Below are 17,610 nucleotides of genomic sequence, written 5' to 3' on the forward strand. Positions count from 1 at the left end.
GTAACCGCTTTCTCACGCGTTATCTCCAGACCGTGATGAATCTGGAGGTCAGCCGATGGTTCCGGAGTCGTCGGACGACGGGGTGTCAGGAGCGGGGGTGTCCGGAGTGTCCGGGTTCTTCGGCTCGTCGGTGTCGGTGTCGTCGTCGTCCTTCGGTGGGTCCTCCTGACAGGCCGCGGTCGTGCCGCCCGAGCTGTCGCCGCCGCCGGCCGCGCTGGGCCGGGTGGCGGCCGTCACGAGCCAGGACGTCCCGCAGGGCACCTTGTCGAAGGTGAAGCTCACGGTCCTGGTGTAGGAGGTCTGGCCGGACAGGGTCAGGGTCTCGGTGTGCGCGATCCGGCCGCCGAGGGAGAAGGAGACGGCGAGCCGTACCGGCTGGTCGTTGCCGGTGGTCACCGAGACGACGGCGGTGGCCGCGCCGCGCGGGCTGAGCGAGGCCCGCACGATCGACACCTTCCGTACGCTCGGCGGGCAGGTCACCCTGGTCCGGGCGGTGGCCGTCCGGTTGCCGGCGCGGACCACCACGGAGACGGTGGAGTCACACGGGCGGGACCTGAAGGCGTGGGCGAACGTCCGCGAGTAGGCCGTCCGGCCGGACAGGGTGGCCGAGCGGGTGCCGACCTGGTCGCCGTTCAGCGCGAACGCGGCCTCCACGGGCACCTCGGCGGTGCCGCTGGTGGTCACCCTGACCTGGGCCTGAGCCGTACGGCCCGGCGAGGCGGCCAGGTCGAGCGACACCCGCAGGCCCGTCACCCGGGTGGGACAGGGCGGCACGTTCACCGTGGCGGTCCGCGCCCCGCCGGGAGCGGCGGGGGAGGTGGTGACGGTCAGCGTGACGCTCTTGCCGCACGGGCGCTCGTCCATGGTGAAGCTGAGCGAGCGGTCATAGGACCGGCCGCCGGTCAGCCGCAGGGTCTGGCTGTGGACGGGGGCGCCGGCCACGGTCCAGGCGGCGGTCGCGGTGACCGGTCCCGTGCCGGTGGTCAGGACGGAGAGCGAGGAGCCGGCCACGTTGTCGTCGTCGATCGTCAGCCCGCCGAGCGTGAGCCCCGCGACGGAGGTCACCGGCTGCGGCGTCACCGTCGGCGTGGTCACGGTGACCACGGGCGTCGGCGTGGTGGTCTTGGGCGTCTTCGTGGGGGTGGGCTTGCTCGTCTTGGGCGTCTTGGTAGGGGTCGGTTCAGCCGGCTTGGTAACCGAAGGGGTGCTCGGCGGCGTGGTGGCCACCACGGGCTCGGCGGTCTTCCGCTCGGGGCTGTGGGACGGCACGGCCAGCGGGGACGGATCGCCGCCGCTGGGCAGCTCGGCCGGGGGCTCCTGGCTCACCGCGACCGGCGTGGCTGGCGGGGCCTGCTCGGCCGGCCCCTGCGACTGCGAGGGCCCCACCAGGGCCACGTCGATGGGCGTCGTCCCCCGATCGCGGCTCGACAGCGCGACGATCACCGCGATGGTCGCGACCGCGACCAGCCCCACGCCCATGCCCAGCCGCACCGAGTGCCGCTTGGCCGTCCGGAGCGTCGAGCGGAAGACGGTCTGCGCCAGCGAGGTCGTGACCTCGGCGGGCGGCGTCTGCGGTACGGGCAGGAGCAGGGCGAGCAGGGCCACCAGCGCGGCCAGCCGCCGCCTGCCGCGCTCCTCCCAGTCCTCGCCGTACGCGGCCCGCGCCGTCGCCTCCAGTTCGATGACGAACGCGTCGGCGCTGACCGGCCGGGCGGCCGGGTCCTTGGCCAGCCCGCGCGTGATCAGCTCGCGTACCGGCTCGGGGGCGTCGTGGACCGGGATCGGCGCGTGCATGTGCTGGTAACCGAGCACGCTCGGCTCGGTCGACCGGTACGGCCGGTGCCCGGTCAGGCACTCGAAGAACACCGCCGTCGCCGCGTACACGTCGGTGGCGGGGGAGGCGGGCGCGTTCTCCCACAGCTCGGGCGCCATGTACGGGGGCGTGCCCTCGGGACGCGAGGCGGTCCCCTGGTGGACGGCGATGCCGAAGTCGACCAGTTTGCTGACGCCGTCGTCGCGGACGATCACGTTCTCGGGCTTGTAGTCCTTGTGCACCAGGCCGTGCGAGTGTGCCCTGGCCAGGCCGAGCAGCGAGCCCTTGAGGACGACCAGGGCCGCCTCCGGCCCCGTCGTCCCGTGCTCGCGCAGCAGCGCCCGCAGGGACACGCCGTTGACCAGCTCCATCACGATGGCCGCGCCGTAGCCGTCCTGGATGTACTCCCACAGGGTGGCGATGTGCTGGTCGCGCAGCGTGGTCAGCAGCCGCGCCTCCGACTGGAACCGGGCGAGGGCCACCGGATCGCTCAGTAACCTCTGCGAGAGGTACTTGATCGCGACCTTGACGCCCGTCTCATCGTGCACCGCCAGCACGACCCGGCCGCTGCCGCCCGCCCCGAGCTGCTTGATTTCCGTATAACCAGGAGCGTTCCACTCCATCGCCATCCCCCATCAGGAGTAGGGCCCACCTGATGAGACGCGTGATCAAGGAGAGAAGTTTGCCAGGTGGTTCCTGATTTATGGAACTACTCCCGGCCGCGGATGTGAACAGGTACGTCGATACCTTCTGGGAGTGCCGGATCCGGCACGGGCTCGCCCCAGGACGTCACCAGCGGCAGCACCCCGGCCCAGACGGGCAGCGCGTAGTCGTCCTCCTCGTCCATGGGCCCGCCGCGCCGCATCTTCACCGACGCCTCTTCGAGCGACAGGGCCAGCACGGCGGTCGCGGCCAGCTCCTTGGGCGACGGCTTCCTGACGTAGTCCCATTGGCCGGGCGCGAGCTGCTCGGACAGGACGCGGAGCCCGGTCAGCCGCTCCTCCGGGTCGGTCAGCAGTCTGGCGTGGCCGTAGATGATCGCGGAGCGGTAGTTGACGGAGTGGTGGAAGATCGACCGGGCCAGCACGATGCCGTCGACGTGGGTGACGGTGACGCACACCTCCGCGCCGTTGCCCGCGCGCAGCGACCGCGCCCCGGTGGAGCCGTGCAGGTAGAGGGTCTCGCCCAGGCGCCCGTATCCGGTGGGCACCACCATGGGGTGGCCGTCGACCACCACACCCAGATGGCAGAACAGCCCGGTGTCGAGCACCTCGTACAGGTCGTTCCTGTCGTTGCTGCCACGGTGCTTCTCGCGGCCGAGCGTTGTGCGGGGTGTGGTGGAGAGCATGCGACCACGGTAATGAGAAAGTGGACATAGCCTGTATGGCCACTAATGCCCGCTTCCCGGAGACCACTTTCGTGCGTACCCTCGTCGACCTGCCCATATCCCTGTCCAGGGAGTCGGCCGTCCCGCTCTCGGCACAGCTCACCGGGTGGCTGCGCCGGGCCATGCTCGCGGGCACGCTCGCGCCGGGGGAGCGGCTGCCGTCCTCGCGCGGGCTCGCCGGCCAGCTGCGGGTGAGCAGGACCGTGGTCACGGAGGCGTACCAGCAGCTGTATGCCGAAGGGTGGCTGGAGGGGCGGCACGGCTCCGGCACGTTCGTGGCCGCGCTGGAGGCGTCCCATCTCGCCGTCGAGGCGCCGCCCGCCCCAGAGCCGCCGCCTCGCCCACCGGCCCAGCGGACGATCGACCTGACCCCCGGCACGCCCTGGGTGCGCGACTACGACCACGCCGCCTGGAAGCGGGCCTGGCGCAAGGCCGCCGACCTGCCTCCGGGTGACTCCCCGGACCCGTACGGCCTGCCGTACCTGCGCGAACTGCTCGCCGACCACCTGCGGCGGGCCAGGGCCGTGACCGTCGGCCCCGAGAACGTCCTGGTCACCAGGGGCACCGGCAACGGCCTCGACCTGTGCGCGCTGGCCCTGCTCGGCGAGGGCGGCCGGGCGGGCGTCGAGGACCCCGGGTATCACGTGGCGCGTACGGTGTTCGCGGCCAGGGGCGCGAAGGTCGTGCCGTGCCCGGTCGACGAGGACGGCGTGATCGTCGAGGCGCTCCCCGGCGACCTCCGCGTCCTCTACACCACGCCCGCCCACCAGTACCCGCTCGGCGGCCGCCTGCCCATCCCACGCAGGGAACGGCTGCTCGCCTGGGCCAGAAGCACCGGCGCGATCATCGTGGAGGACGACTACGACGCCGAGTTCCGCTACGACGTCGCGCCCCTGCCCGCCCTCTACGGCCTCGACCCGTCGCGCGTCGTCCTGCTCGGCACGCTCTCGAAGACCCTCGCCCCCGACGTCGGCGTCGGCTGGCTGGTCGGCTCACCCGAACTGCTCGACCGGATCGCCGCCATCCGCCTCTCCCTGTCGGACCGCACCAGCGGCCCGGTCCAGCAGGCCGTCGCGACCCTCCTGGAGCGCGGTGACCTGGACCGCCACCTGCGCCGGATGCGCCTGGAGTACGCCCGCAGGCGCGGCGCGATCGTCGAGATCCTCGGCCCGCTCTGCCGCCTGCGCGGCGACACGGCCGGCCTGCACGTGCTGGCGGAGCTGCCCCGCGACACCGTCCCCGGGCTGGTCGCCGCCGCGCGGGAGAAGGGCGTGCTGCTCGACTCCACGGCCCGCCACCACTACGGCTCCGAACGCCTGCACGGCCTGGTGATCGGGTACGGCTCGGCCACGCTGGCCGACGTCAGGCACGGCTGCCGGATCGTGGCCGGCCTGATGTGCTCAGCCCTGAATGAGTAGATGAGCGGTGCTGCCGAGCCGCCCTCCTCAGTCAGAGTGAAAGGCATGAAATGGTGGTTACTTCTGGCCTCTGTCATCGGCATCCTGATCACCGCCTGGCTGATCCTCTACGCGGGGGTGCCGCTTTCGACGCTGCTCTCCCTCGGCCTGGGCGCCATCAGCCTCATCTGGCTGGTCGTCCTTCTCACCGTCCCGTGGAACCTGTACTTCGCCGCCCGCCGGGTCGCGCAGGACATCCCCGAGTCGCGCGAGCGCGGCATCGAGGTGCCGCAGGGCCGCGAGGACGAGGCGCGCGACATCGCCCGGCGGATGCTCAGGCTCGCGATCGCCGGGCACGTCGTGTCGGCGGCCCTGCTGGCGGGCATCACGTTCTTCTCCGGCGCGCAGGTGGGTTACTACTTCGCGGCCTTCTACCTGCTCGCCACCTGTTTCCGCCCGGTGGGCGCGTACCTGTCGCACCTTCGCCGGCGGGTCACGACTCTGGCCGAGGAGGTCCGCTACCCGCGCAGGGACGTCGTCACGCTGGCCGGCCTGGCCGACGAGCTCACCATCAAGACCGATGAGCTGGGCAGGGACCTCGCACGCCTGCGCGAGGAGATGGCCGCCATGCGGTACGCCCTGGAGACGGCCGACCACGACCTCAACCGGCGCATGACCGGCATGACCCGCCGCTTCGACGAGACGGTGGACGGGCTCGGCGACAACCAGGAGGTGATCTCCGGGCTCAAGGCCTTCCTCCGCCTGGTCCGCGCCGAGGCGTAACCATCTCAGGCTGGGCCGTCTCAGGCGGGCTGGAGCTCGCGCAGGATCGGCAGGGAGCGGGCGGCGTACACCGGATCGACGGGCAGGGCGTGGCGGGCCCACCAGCGGGCCGGGGCCGGATCGGGGGAGGGATCGGTGAAGGCGGCCGCGTAGTCGTCGTACGGCGGGTCGTAGAGGTAGCCCGTCACCACCCCACGCCGCTCCAGCGCGGCGATCGCCGCGTCACGGTCGCGCACCAGCAGCGGCACCCGGAACAGCGGCTGGTCGAGCTGATCCCGTACGCCCGCCGCCACCGAGGGCAGCTCCGCCAGCCGGCGCACGCCCGCCAGCCGGCGCGCCCGCTCCCCGGGCACCTTGGCCAGCCGCCTCGACTGGTACCAGCGGGCCAGCGCCCCGCGCCGGGCACGGTAGTCGTGCAGGTCGGCCCGGACCCACGGATCGAACGGCGGCAGCGACGGCACCTGCTTCATGGCCGCCTCGAGCTCGTCGGGCCGCAGCGGGATCCGGTAGCCCTCGCGCGACTCCTCCATGCCCAGCAGCCGCGAGAGCCGGAGCGCGGGCCGGACCAGGTCGAGCCGGAGCGCGGCCTGACGGGCCATCGAGCTGGCCACGGCCAGCAGCTCGGCACGAAGGGCGCCCGGCTCCAGCAGCGCGTCACGGGCCTCTGTGAGGGCGCGCAGGTCCGCCACGCGCTCCACCGCCAGGACGCCGCCCGACCCGGCGCCGGGATGCTTGGAGAGGCTGAACACCCCGGCCTGGCCGAACGTGCCCAACGGCCGGCCGTCGACGGTGGTCTCCATCGCGTGGGCGACATCTTCGATCAGGATTTTTCCGGTGAAGGCGGAAACGGCGTCCGGCAGGCCGTACAGGTTGGTGGTCAGGACGGCGTCCACCTGGCCGAGGTTCACGCGGGAGACGTCGATGTTGCCGTCACGGCGCGACAGCGGCGCGATCACCGGGCGCAGGCCCGCCGCCAGCACCAGGAAGAGGATCTCGTCGGCGGAGATCGGCGACATGAGCAGCCGCTGGCCCGGCGTGCACCAGTGGCGCAGCGCGAGGTAGAGGCCGAGGCGGTTGGACGGGAGCAGCAGGCAGTGGCGGCCGGTCCGCTCGGCGATCCTCTTCACGACCGGCTCGGTCGCGGTGGGCTCCGTCACGACTGGAGGGCCGTGCGGAGTCGTCCGAACGTCTTCAGCGCCCGGTCGGCCGTCTTGTGCAGCAGCGGGTTGGCCAGCACGGTGGCCCTGGTCTTGCGCACCGGCACCCGCACCAGCCAGTGGACGGCCGAAGCGGCGCCGATCGTGGCGACCCGGCCCTCGGCCACCTGGAACTCGCCGTTCTTCAACTTCTCTTTGTACTCCTTCTCGCCCCGGCCCATGTCGATCACCTGGATGCCGGCCCCGGCGGCCTGCTCGGCCATCGCGAGATGGTGGATGAGGCCGGGGGAGTATTTGGCGTACTGGGTGTCGTACGCGGGGAACCAGCCGGCGAGCGTGGTGCGCGTGCGCAGACCGAAATGGCCGGCCATCGGCAGGTCGTTCACGTAGATCATGTCGAGCACCCCGGCGAAGCCCTCGGTCTGCGTGGCCAGCAGCCGCTCGACCAGCTCGACGATCCACTGGTGCGCGAACCGGTCGGTGCGCCCCGTACGCCGGTATTGGTCGGTCTTCCAGCCGAGCAGCGTGTGCAGCGGCGCCGGGTCGGTGGTCGCGTACTCGTGCCGGATCGGCCCGATGTCCCGCTGGAGCTTGCGCGACTTGGCCAGGGTCGTCTTGTAGGTCTTGCTGGAGTGCTCACGCAGATACTCGGTGTAGGGGCCGTGCCCCTCACGCAGGTCGATGATCGGCGACGGGTGGCGCTCATGCCGCCCGGAGATCATCGGCTGGCCCGCGACCAGGTGGTCGAACTCGAAGACCGACAGCCCGCACTGCTTGATCAACCGGCGCGGGTCGATCTCGAGGTCCTTGGCGTGGACTAAGCCCTGCGCGTCGGTGAGCCCGGCGGCCACCGGCTTGCCGATGCCCATCGGGTGGCGTTCGAACGGGAAGAAGCCCACGATGTCGGGCCCGTCGTAGAGCACGGCGACACGGACCATGTCTCGTAGCTCACCGACCGTGATCGTGAACTCTGGAGACAGGAACGGGTTGTCGAATGCCGCGTGTCCCTCCTGGAGAGCCCGCCAACGGCTCAGCTCAGGTGCTCCCAGCTCGCGAGGGTGAGCAAGTGTGACGCGCATGGGCTCCTACTGTCGGCATACCTTCAGTCAGTTTGGAGGTAGCTGTTGTACAGCCAGGGTAAGCGGTCTTACATGATGGTCGTCTGCGCAGCTCCGGAACGTTACATAACTCTCAGGTAGCGTTCAGGACCGAGTGGCGTTCTAATGTGTGTCCATGACCGTACCTGGGATTGACTGGCCCCGGCTGACCGGCTGGATGGGCGCCAACGTGCCCGACGCGGGCGAGCCCCTGTCCGTCTCGCTGATATCCGGCGGCAAGTCGAACCTGACGTACCTCATCGAGGCCCGTGAGCGCCGCGTGGTGCTGCGCCGTCCGCCGCTCGGCCACGTGCTGCCCACCGCGCATGACATGCGGCGCGAGTGGCGGGTCGTCTCCGCGCTCGCCCCGACGCCGGTTCCGGTGCCGGAGCCGGTCGCGTTCTGCGCCGACGAGGAGGTCATCGGAGCGCCGTTCTACCTCATGGGCTACGTGGACGGCCTGGCCGCCAGGACCCGCGAGCAGCTCGGCGACCCCTCGCCGGCCGAGACGCGCCGGTTGGCCGAACGGCTCGCCGAGGTGCTGGCCGCCATCCACGCCGTCGACTACCGGGAGGTCGGGCTCGGCGACTTCGGCCGCCCGGACGGCTACCTGGCCAGGCAGCTCGCCCGGTGGTGCCAGCAGTGGGACCGTTCGAAGACCGCCGACCTGCCGGAGTACGACCGCCTGGTCAAGCGGCTGGGCGAGCGCATGCCGGCCCGCTCCGCCAGCACGCTCGTGCACGGTGACTACCGGCTCGACAACACGCTCGTACGGCTGGCGCCCGGCCCGCCCGAGATCCTGGCCGTGGTCGACTGGGAGATGTCCACCCTCGGCGACCCGCTGGCCGACCTGGGGCTCACGCTCACCTACTGGCAGGACTCCGGCGACGAGGAGCGGGCCGGGATCCCGGTGGCCGGCGACGTGACGATCGCCCCCGGGTTCCTGAACGCCGCCGAGTTCGCCGCCCACTACACGAAGGTCTCCGGTCGCGACATCTCCGACCTTCCGTTCTACGTGGCGTTCGGGAACTTCAAGCTCGCCGTCATAGTGGAAGGTATCCACGCCCGTTTCCGGCAGGGCAAGACCGTGGGTGACGGCTTCGAGAACATCGGCTCCGCCGTACCCACGCTCATCGCCCGCGCGCACCGCATTCTGGACCAGCCATAGAGGGAGCGCAGATGAGCACTGTGGCACTGATCACCGGAGCGGCGAGTGGCATCGGAGCCGCGGTGGCGCGGCGGCTGTCGGCCGGCGGGGCCAAGTGCGTCATCCTCGACCTCGACGGCGAAGGCGCCGAGCGCCTGGCCAAGGAGGTCGGCGGCGTGTGGCTGGCCGGTGACGTCAGCACCGAGGAGGCCTCGCGGGCGGCCGTCGCGCTCGCCGAGGACACCTACGGCCGGCTCGACCTGGTGCACCTCAACGCCGGGATCTCGGGCGGGGTGGACGTGGCGGCGTTCGACGTCGAGCGGTACCGCAGGGTCGTCGGGGTGAACGTGGACGGCGTGGTCTTCGGCGTCGCCGCCTGCCTGCCGCTGCTCAGGCGCTCGGGTGGCGGCGCGATCGTGGTCACCTCGTCGCTGGCCGGGCTCGTCGGCTTCGGCGGCGACCCGATCTACACCATGACCAAGCACGCCGTGGTCGGGCTCGTCAGGGCGCTGGCCGGGCCGCTGGCCAAGGAGGGGGTCAGGATCGGCGCCGTCTGCCCGGGGTTCACGGACACGCCGCTGGTGGCGGGGGCGCGGGAGATGTTCGTCAACGCCGGGTTCCCGCTGCTGAGTGCCGCCGACGTCGCCGCGGCCGTCGAGAGCGCCTTCTACGCCGACGAGCCGGGCACGCTGCTCATCGTGCAACCAGGCAGGCAGCCGGTAGCGTACCGTTATGCGGGCGTTCCCGGCCCGGCTGGAGGTCAGCTCCCACCAGCGTCTTGATCGACCGTAAGTCCCTTGCAAGTACTGACATATACCGTGAGTAGGGCTGGGAGAGGTGTCCCGGTCCTTGTCCACGCGCGAGGGTGGAGGCTCCGTGATACCCACCGATGGCAAACACGCACGTCGACGGCCGCCATGGCCGATCGCGTTAGGTGTAGGAATCCTCGCGATAGTGCTCGTCGCGGGGATCATGGTGTACGCGGGCACGCGGAGCGGCCCTCGCGACACGTACAAGGGCGGCGAGGTCGCCCAGGTCCAGCCGAGCGAGCCACCGCCGACGCTGCAGCAGCCGCCCACCCTGGACGACTGGCCGCGCTGGGGCGTCACCCACACCCAGTACAGCGCCGACAACGTGCCCCGCGAGATCACCGAGCAGGCCAAAGGCATCCTCGGCCGGGTCCCCATGCTGCAGAACCAGCACATCATGGGCTGGGGCGTGGGCAATCCGGAGCCGAGCCCCGGGCAGTTCAACCTGCGGGATCTCGACCGGCGGCTGAAGCTCATGGCCTCGTCGCGGGCCGTCCCGGTCATCACGCTGTGTTGCGCGCCCGACTGGATGAAGGGCGGGCAGGCCGGCCGTACGGACTGGTCGAAGAACCACACGGTCGCACCCCTGCCCGAGCACTACGACGACTACGCCAAGCTCGCGGTGAAGATCGCCAAGCAGTATCCGACGGTGAAATACTTCATGGTGTGGAACGAGTTCAAGGGCTTCTGGAACCCGTCCACCAACCGCTGGGACGCCGAGGGCTACACGGAGCTGTACAACAAGGTCTACACGGCGCTGAAGAAGGTGAACGGCGACATCCAGGTCGGCGGTCCGTACATCCCGGTCGAGACCAACTCCGGCCAGGCTCCCTCGGAGCTCAGCGGCCCGTGGGGCACGGTCGACCAGCGCGCGCTGGACGCGATCGAGTACTGGATCGAGCACAAGAAGGGCGCGGACTTCATCGTCGTCGACGGTGCCTCGATGACCAACGACAAGGCCAACGTCCCTGACGACTTCGCCGCCCAGGCCAAGTTCGGCGCGGTCACCACCTGGCTCAAGAAGAAGAGCAACGACATGCCGGTGTGGTGGGCGGAGTGGTACGTCGAGCCCGCCAACTCCGGCTGGACCGAGGAGAAGCGCATCGCCGTACAGGCCACGACGCTGATGGAGTTCGCCAGGAGCGGCGTGACGTCGGCCCTCTACTGGAACCCGGAGCAGAAGGGCGGGGCGCAGTGCCCCGGTTGCCTCTGGTCGTCGGAGTCGGGGCAGGAAATGCCGATGGCGGGGCTGCTGAGCGGGTTCGCCAAGTGGTTCCCCGCCGGGGTGCAACTGGACCCGGTGACCAGCTCCGACCAGCGGATCAAGGTGCTGGGGCAGGAACGGCAGATCGTCATGGTGAACACGGCCGACACGAACGTCACCGCCACCGTGGACGGCAAGCGGGTGACCTTGAAGCCGTACGAGATCCAGTGGGCGGGCCGCGGGACCTGACGGGGCTCCAGGACTGTCGCAGGCCCTCGATCGGAGACCGGTCGGGGGCCTGTTCGCGTGTCCGGACGCCTGCCGGAGCCGCTGTCCTCGCCATTCTTCGAATCAATGTTTACCATCGCCCGGAATTCCATTGCCAAAGGTGGCTTGCGCCGTTCGGAAAGACATCGAGGTGAATTGCCAGTTCTGTGATCATCGATGCATCCGCTTGGGTTTGCCCCGTCTCCAGCGGCGCTCAGGTATCGCGCTCGATACAGGCGCTTTATCGCCAATTTACATCGGGCCCGCCCACATTCCTTTCCCGCGATGATCGTCAAATTGCCCCCAAATATCCCTCCAACCCCTGTTTTCTCACCTTTTGGGTGCTAGCGTCCTATTTTGAAAGCAGAAATGGTGCTAGTGCACAGGGGGGAATCATGGCTCTCGGTAAGCTCTTCCCGGCTCACCGCACTGACTGGTGGGGCTGGGGCCACGGTGGTTGCCGTCGTCGTCGCTGGGGTTGCGGCGGCGGGTGCGGCGGCGGCTGGGGCTGGGGCGGCGGCTGGCGTCGGCGGTGGTGGTGGTAGAAGAGGTGCCACCTGAGAGCCGTCGGGTCTCCCAACGGCTCTCACTCACCGCTCAGCCCCTGGCGCCGACGGTGTCCATCCGGAACACCTTCCGGGCCTTCTGGCCGGACACACGCGGCGTCAGGCGGCTGTTCGTGGCCGGGATCGTGTTCGCGATCCTGGCCGCTCTTTGTGAGGTCGCCGCCATCGGCCTGTTCGGTTACATCACCGACCGGGTCCTCAGCGAACGGGATCTGGGCGCCTTCTGGGCGCCTGCGGCCACCTGGCTCGGCCTGGCCGTGCTGGCCGGTCTCGTCTCCTTCGCCGGCGCGTACGTGACCGCCGCGGGCGCGGAACGCTTTCTCCTCAAGCTCCGCGACCGCGTCTTCGGCCACGTACAGACGCTCACACCCGATTTCTTCGAGAACCGTCGCCTCGGCGACCTGATGGCAAGGCTCACCGACGACATCGAGTCCATTGAGGAACTGGTCGGCTCGGGCCTGGTCAAGGTGTTCACCACGGTGGCGAGCGTGATCTTCTTCGCCGGCGCGGCGTTCGTCATCAGATGGGACCTGGCGCTGGTCACGTTCGCGCTGGTCCCCGCGTTTCTGGTGGTCTCCAAGCTGTTCGCGTCCCGGTTCAGGAACGCCGCCGCCCGCGAGCGCACCAGCAACGGCATCATGAACAGCGTCATCGAGGAGAGCCTGTCCAACCAATCGCTCGTCCAGGCCTACAACCAGCAGCAGACCGAGGCCAGGCACCTGCACCGCGAAGGCCGCACCTGGCTCCGCGCGAACCTGTCCCAAGCCTGGCTCTCCGGCCTCTACGGTCCGTCCGTACAGGTCCTGGAGACCATCTGCCTGATCGTCATCCTGGGCTTCGGCGCCTGGGAGATCGCCCAAGGCCGCCTCACTCTGGGTGGCCTGCTCGCCTTCGCCGCCTACCTCGCGTATCTGTACCCCGCCGTCCAGAGCCTGGGCGAACTCGCCCTCACCGTCTCGCAGGCCGCCGCCGGTTCGGACCGCGTCCTGGAGGTCCTGTCCGTACGCCCGGCCGTCGTCGACCGCCCCACCGCCGCACCGGTGCGGGGGCGCAGCGAGGGCCGGATCGAGTTCTCGCGAGTCGGCTTCACCTATCCCAAGCGGATCAGGGCGACCCTGCGTGAGCTGTCGTTCGTGATCGAACCGGGGGAGCTCGTCGTCTGCACCGGACCCAGCGGCTCCGGCAAGTCCACGCTGGCCAAGCTGCTCCTGCGCTTCTACGACCCGAACACCGGCGGCATCACGCTGGACGGCGCGGACCTGCGCGACCTGACCCGATCGTCCTTGCGCGACAGCATCACGCTCCTGCACCAGGAGAACCTCCTGTTCTCCGGCACCATCCGCGACAACATCACCTACGGCTCCCCGGACGCCGACCACGCCGCCGTGGTGCGGGCCGCCAAACTGGCCGACGTGCACGACTTCATCCAGACATTGCCTCAGAAGTACGACACGCCGATCGGCCAGCGAGGCCGCCTCATGTCAGGTGGCCAACGCCAGCGCCTCGCCATCGCCCGCGCGATCCTGCGCGACGCGCCCGTGCTGGTGCTGGACGAGCCGATGACCGGCTTGGACGTGGCCACCGCCGAGCGGGTGATGGAGCCGCTGCGCCGTTTGATGGAAGGACGGACCACGCTGCTCATTACGCATGATTTGCGGCACGTGCCAGAAGGCGTGCGGCGGATCGAGCTGGAACCGGTACGACGCTCGGATCGAATCCGGCTCCGGCGTCATCACTTCGGGGTGCACGCCGCCGGAAATTGTTAGTGGACCTACCAGCAAGAACAGCAGCAATTGGTGACCAACCGCCCACACAAAGCGAAGATTCCACTACACTCCGACGAAGATCTTTCAGGTTCAACGTTTCCGACCTCCGACGAGGAACCGCTTGATGCCAGCTCATATACCTGTTCACCGTCGGGCTCTGCTCGTGCCGCTGGCCGTCGCGATCGTCGCCGGCTCCGCGTGTGTGTGGGCGGTGGCCGAGGCACCGGTTGAGGGCCGCACCCTCATGGCCTGGTGCCTCGGGACAGCCGCCGTCCTGGTGTGCGCCGCGATCACGTTCGGCCTGTACGGCCGCCAGCAGACGCAGCAGCTCCGCGACCGTCTCCAGCTGATGGACGCCGACATCGCCCAGCTCGCCGACCAGACGCTGCCCGCGCTGGTGAAGCGGCTGCGCGACGGTGCGTCGGTCGACACCGCGCTCGCCGAGGTGCACAGGCCCGCCGACCTGGCCCAGCAGCGCATCCTGTGGACACTGGCGCAGGAGGTCGGCAGGGGTGACCGCATGCGCGCGGCCGCCATGTCGGCCTGCGCCAACGCCGCCGGCCGGGTTCAGGCGCTGGCGACCAGCATGCTGGCCGATCTGCGGGAGATGGAGGACCGGCATGACGAGAAGGTCCTCGGCGACCTGCTGAGGCTGGACCACAGCACCGCGCAGGCGGGCCGGCTGGCCGACAGCATCGCGGTGCTGACCGGCGCGCGTTCCGGCCGGCGCTGGACCAAGCCGATCGTGATGGAGAGCATCATGCGCGGCGCGGTCGGCCGGATCAGCGCCTACCAGCGGGTCCGGGTGCACTCGGCCAGCACCGTCGCGATCGCCGGGCACGCCGCCGAAGGCGTCATGCACGCCCTCGCGGAGCTGATGGACAACGCCACCAGCTTCTCGCCTCCCTCCGAGGAGGTGCACGTGTACGTGGAAGAGGTGAGCACGGGCGTCGTGATCACCATCGAGGACTGCGGTCTCGTCATGAGCGCCGCCGCGCTGAGCCGCGCCCGGCAGGCCGTCTCGTCCGAGCCGCTGGACCTGACGACGCTGTCCGGTACGCGCCTGGGGCTGGCCGTGGTGGGCTGCCTGGCCCGCAAGCACGACCTGACCGTCTCCTTCAGGCCGTCCTCACGCGGAGGCACCGGAGTGGTGGTCATGATCCCGCAGAAGCTGGTCACCCAGCCGCCGCCACCCCCCGCGCCGGACCCGCCTCGTCCGCCGAGCGTTCCGGCCGCCCGCCGTCCCGTCTCGGCGGTCGCCCCGGCGTCCGCCGAGCCCGGCGCGGACGGCGATCTGCCCAGGCGCCGGCGCGGCCAGACGCTCGCGGCGGCGACGTCCACGGCGCCCACGCCCGAACCCGCGCCTCCGGCGAGGACGCGGCCCAGGCCGTCCCTCTCCGACGCCGGAGCGAGATTCAGCGCTTTCCGCCAGGCCAGCCGGGGGACCGGTGGCGGCGCAACACCTGCCGACACACCTGCTGTCAGCGCAGAGGACGACACCCTGTGACCGACCAACAGATTGGAGGGAGGGCTGTCCTTCCGGCGCCGATGCCGGATGACCGTCCCAGAATCTCGATGATGAGAACCACTGATCGCGACCTCGCCTGGCTGCTGGAGAACCTCCTGGAGAGGACGCCGCAGACCCGGCACGCCCTGGTGCTGTCGAAGGACGGCCTCAAGCTCTCCCACACCCACGCGCTTTCGGTGGACCGGGCCGATCAACTGGCCGCCATCGCCTCGGGCATCCAGAGCCTCGCCCACGGCGCGTCCATGGAGTTCGGCGACGGTTCCGGCGGGCTGCGGCAGTCGATGACGGAGTTCCACGGCGGGCTGCTGTTCATCGTGGAAGCGGGAGAGGGCGCCCATCTCGCCGTCGTGGCGACCGATGACGCCGATCCCGGCATCATCGGTCACAACATGAACGAACTGGTGGAGCAGATCGGGGAATACCTGACCGCCCCGCCGCGCGAACCTCACCAGAGCAGCCGGGCCCTATGATCTCTCGGCGAGTGGCGAGCGAGAACCCGGACCGGCTGTACACGGTCACCGGGGGGCGCAGCCACGCGGACGAGAGTGCCATGGACATGGTCACCCTGATCGTGAGCGAATGCGATCCGACCCCGGGCATGCAGTCCGAGCACGTCAAGATCCTCCAGATGTGCCGCCAGCCGATGGCGGTCGTCGAGGTCTCCTCGGAGCTGAAGCTGCCGATCAGCGTCGTACGGATCCTGCTGTGCGACCTGCTCGACACCGGGCGCGTCACCGCCCGCCATCCGCCCAAGGCTCCCGCCAAGGCGCAACTGCCCGATCCCCACATCCTGGAGCAGGTGCTTGTTGGACTTCAGAACCTCTGACCCACCCCTCCGCACCCCGCTGCGGAACACGATGACCACCGGGCTCAAGATCGTGGTCGTCGGCGGGTTCGGCGTGGGCAAGACGACCATGGTCCGCTCGGTCAGCGAGATCCGGCCGCTGAGCACCGAAGAGACGATGACCCAGGCAGGCATGGGGATCGACGACGCGAGCGGCGTACAGACCAAGTCCACCACCACGGTGGCCTTCGACTTCGGCCGCATCAGCCTGAACGAGCAGATGGTGCTCTATCTGTTCGGGGCCCCGGGGCAGGAACGGTTCTGGTTCCTGTGGGACCGGCTGTTCTCGGGGACGCTGGGGGCGGTGGTCCTGGTGGACGTCCGCCGCCTGGCCGACTCCTGGTACGCCATCGACCGGCTCGAACACCACGGAATGCCGTTCATCGTCGCGCGCAACAACTTCGACGAGCCGACGCATCCCCTGGAGAAGATCCGGGAGGCACTGGACCTCTCCGACGACGTTCCGCTGATCGACTGCGACGCCCGCCAGCGTGACTCCAGCAAGGCCGTGCTGATCGCCCTCGTGAACCACCTCCATACGCTGTCCTCCGCCCAGGGGGTTACCCGATGACCTTCGTCCCCGAGCCCGTGAGGATGTACGGGCCCCGGTTCCAGGACGATCCGGCGCAGCTGTACCGGGACATGAGGAAGGAGTTCGGGCCGGTCGTCCCGGTCCTGCTCGAAGGCGACATCTTCGCCTGGCTGGTGATCGGCTACCGCGAGCTCCGCTACGTCCTCGGCAATCCGCAGCTCTTCGCCCGCGACTCCCGCCGGTGGAATGCCTGGGACCGCATCCCGCCGGACTGGCCGCTGATGGCGTTCGTCGGCTACCAGCCGTCCATTCTGTTCACCGAGGGCGCCGAGCATCAGCGGCGGGCCGGCGCCATCAGTGACGCCCTCGCCGCGGTCGACCAGTTCGAGCTGAGATCCCGCACCGAGCGGGCCGCCGACAGCCTGATCGACGCGTTCACCGGCCACGGCCGGGCCGACCTGATCGCCCAGTACGCCCAGCCGATGCCGCTGCTGTCCATCTCCACGCTGTTCGGCCTGCCCGACGCGGAGACGCCACAGCTGGTGGCGGACGTGACCGAATTGCTGAACACCGGTCCGAACGTCATGGAGGCGCATCAGCGAATCCAGGCCACGATGCAGCGGCTGCTCGACACCAAGCGCGAGCGCCCCGGTCCGGACCTGCCCTCCCGCCTGCTCGCCCATCCCGCGGGGCTCACCGACGAAGAGCTCATCCAGGACATGGTCATATTGTTGAGCGGGGGTCAGGAGCCGACGGCCAACTGGATCGCCAACACCCTGCGGTTGATGCTGACCGACGAACGGTTCGCCGTGACCCTGTCGGGCGGTCGCCGCAGTGCCGGTCAGGCGCTGAACGAGGTCATGTGGGAGGAGTCGCCCGCCCAGAACAGCCTGGGCCGCTGGGCGGTTCATGACACCCAGCTCGGCGGGCAGCGCATCCGGGCCGGCGACGCGCTCGTCATCGGCCTCGCCGCCGCGAACGCCGATCCGCAGGTACGGCCGGACTCCTACAACGGCTCCGCCGGCAACCACGCGCACATGTCGTTCGGCCACGGCGAGCACGGCTGCCCGCACCCGGCGCCGGAGCTCGCCGAGGTCATCGCCTACACGGCCGTCGAGGTGCTCCTGGACCGGCTCCCGGACCTGGGGCTGGCGGTGCCCGCCCACGATCTGGTCTGGCGGACGTCCTTCCGGCTGCGCGCCCTGTCGTCCCTGCCGGTCGAGTTCTCGCCCGGCTACGCCAGGGGCGTCGGCTAGAACGGCCGGTTGTGTGTCCCCGATGTCTCAGGGGACACACAACCGGTCAGCTCGACC

Annotated in this window: 15 protein-coding genes; 11 read left to right on the plus strand and 4 right to left on the minus strand. The window is 70.0% G+C overall.

Translation table 11 applies throughout. The features are described 5' to 3' along the window. Positions 1-48: 48 nt before the first annotated feature. Positions 49-2,436, minus strand: a complete 2,388-nt coding sequence (locus tag KME78_RS18670; protein ID WP_246651306.1) for a serine/threonine-protein kinase — start codon at positions 2,434-2,436, stop codon at positions 49-51. An 86-nt stretch (positions 2,437-2,522) separates the two neighbouring features. Further along, on the minus strand, positions 2,523-3,161 hold the full coding sequence (locus KME78_RS18675; RefSeq protein WP_219530340.1) for a pyridoxamine 5'-phosphate oxidase family protein: 639 nt from the start codon (positions 3,159-3,161) through the stop codon (positions 2,523-2,525). A gap of 35 nt (positions 3,162-3,196) precedes the next feature. Here KME78_RS18675 and pdxR point away from each other — a divergent pair, with 35 nt between their 5' ends. Together pdxR and KME78_RS18685 are read left to right on the plus strand one after the other, a co-directional pair. Then, complete coding sequence (gene pdxR / locus KME78_RS18680; protein ID WP_219530341.1) at positions 3,197-4,618, plus strand: MocR-like pyridoxine biosynthesis transcription factor PdxR; 1,422 nt, start codon at positions 3,197-3,199, stop codon at positions 4,616-4,618. A gap of 45 nt (positions 4,619-4,663) precedes the next feature. After that, entirely contained in the window at positions 4,664-5,380 is a 717-nt protein-coding gene (locus KME78_RS18685) for a hypothetical protein (protein WP_219530342.1), read from the plus strand. Positions 5,381-5,400: 20 nt separating this feature from the next. Here the strand turns inward: KME78_RS18685 and KME78_RS18690 are convergent, their stop codons facing one another. Both KME78_RS18690 and KME78_RS18695 read right to left on the minus strand, forming a co-directional pair. Further along, complete coding sequence (locus KME78_RS18690) at positions 5,401-6,537, minus strand: DegT/DnrJ/EryC1/StrS family aminotransferase (protein WP_219530343.1); 1,137 nt, start codon at positions 6,535-6,537, stop codon at positions 5,401-5,403. Next, the gene (locus tag KME78_RS18695; RefSeq protein ID WP_219530344.1) at positions 6,534-7,616 is read right to left on the minus strand and encodes a GNAT family N-acetyltransferase; all 1,083 of its coding nucleotides are present in this window, start codon (positions 7,614-7,616) and stop codon (positions 6,534-6,536) included. The genes KME78_RS18690 and KME78_RS18695 overlap by 4 nt, the downstream gene beginning before the upstream one ends. A 154-nt stretch (positions 7,617-7,770) precedes the next feature. On the opposite strand from KME78_RS18695, the gene KME78_RS18700 reads away from it, so the two are divergent. The 9 genes from KME78_RS18700 (at position 7,771) to KME78_RS18740 (ending at position 17,553) form a co-directional block, all read left to right on the plus strand. Continuing rightward, complete coding sequence (locus tag KME78_RS18700; RefSeq protein ID WP_219530345.1) at positions 7,771-8,802, plus strand: phosphotransferase family protein; 1,032 nt, start codon at positions 7,771-7,773, stop codon at positions 8,800-8,802. Between the two features lie 11 nt (positions 8,803-8,813). After that, a complete protein-coding gene (locus KME78_RS18705) occupies positions 8,814-9,563 on the plus strand; it encodes an SDR family oxidoreductase (protein WP_219530346.1) in 750 nt (249 codons plus the stop codon). A gap of 172 nt (positions 9,564-9,735) precedes the next feature. Further along, entirely contained in the window at positions 9,736-11,043 is a 1,308-nt protein-coding gene (locus tag KME78_RS18710) for a glycoside hydrolase family protein (RefSeq protein WP_308127014.1), read from the plus strand. A gap of 454 nt (positions 11,044-11,497) precedes the next feature. Then, on the plus strand, positions 11,498-13,393 hold the full coding sequence (locus KME78_RS18715; protein ID WP_308127015.1) for an ABC transporter ATP-binding protein: 1,896 nt from the start codon (positions 11,498-11,500) through the stop codon (positions 13,391-13,393). Between the two features lie 163 nt (positions 13,394-13,556). Beyond that, entirely contained in the window at positions 13,557-14,900 is a 1,344-nt protein-coding gene (locus KME78_RS18720) for an ATP-binding protein (protein ID WP_308127016.1), read from the plus strand. A gap of 71 nt (positions 14,901-14,971) precedes the next feature. Next, positions 14,972-15,391 (plus strand): roadblock/LC7 domain-containing protein, encoded by a 420-nt coding sequence (locus KME78_RS18725; protein ID WP_219530348.1) that lies wholly within the window; start codon positions 14,972-14,974, stop codon positions 15,389-15,391. Next, positions 15,388-15,747: a DUF742 domain-containing protein gene (locus KME78_RS18730; protein WP_219530349.1), complete on the plus strand. Its 360-nt coding sequence runs from the start codon at positions 15,388-15,390 to the stop codon at positions 15,745-15,747. The genes KME78_RS18725 and KME78_RS18730 overlap by 4 nt, the downstream gene beginning before the upstream one ends. Positions 15,748-15,778: 31 nt before the next feature. Continuing rightward, positions 15,779-16,336 carry a GTP-binding protein gene (locus KME78_RS18735; RefSeq protein WP_219530453.1) on the plus strand — a complete coding sequence of 186 codons (558 nt, stop codon included), beginning with the start codon at positions 15,779-15,781 and terminating at the stop codon, positions 16,334-16,336. Further along, complete coding sequence (locus KME78_RS18740) at positions 16,333-17,553, plus strand: cytochrome P450 (RefSeq protein WP_219530350.1); 1,221 nt, start codon at positions 16,333-16,335, stop codon at positions 17,551-17,553. The genes KME78_RS18735 and KME78_RS18740 overlap by 4 nt, the downstream gene beginning before the upstream one ends. Positions 17,554-17,610 lie beyond the last annotated feature (57 nt).

This window comes from Nonomuraea guangzhouensis (genome assembly GCF_019396345.1).
Taxonomy (GTDB): domain Bacteria; phylum Actinomycetota; class Actinomycetes; order Streptosporangiales; family Streptosporangiaceae; genus Nonomuraea; species Nonomuraea guangzhouensis.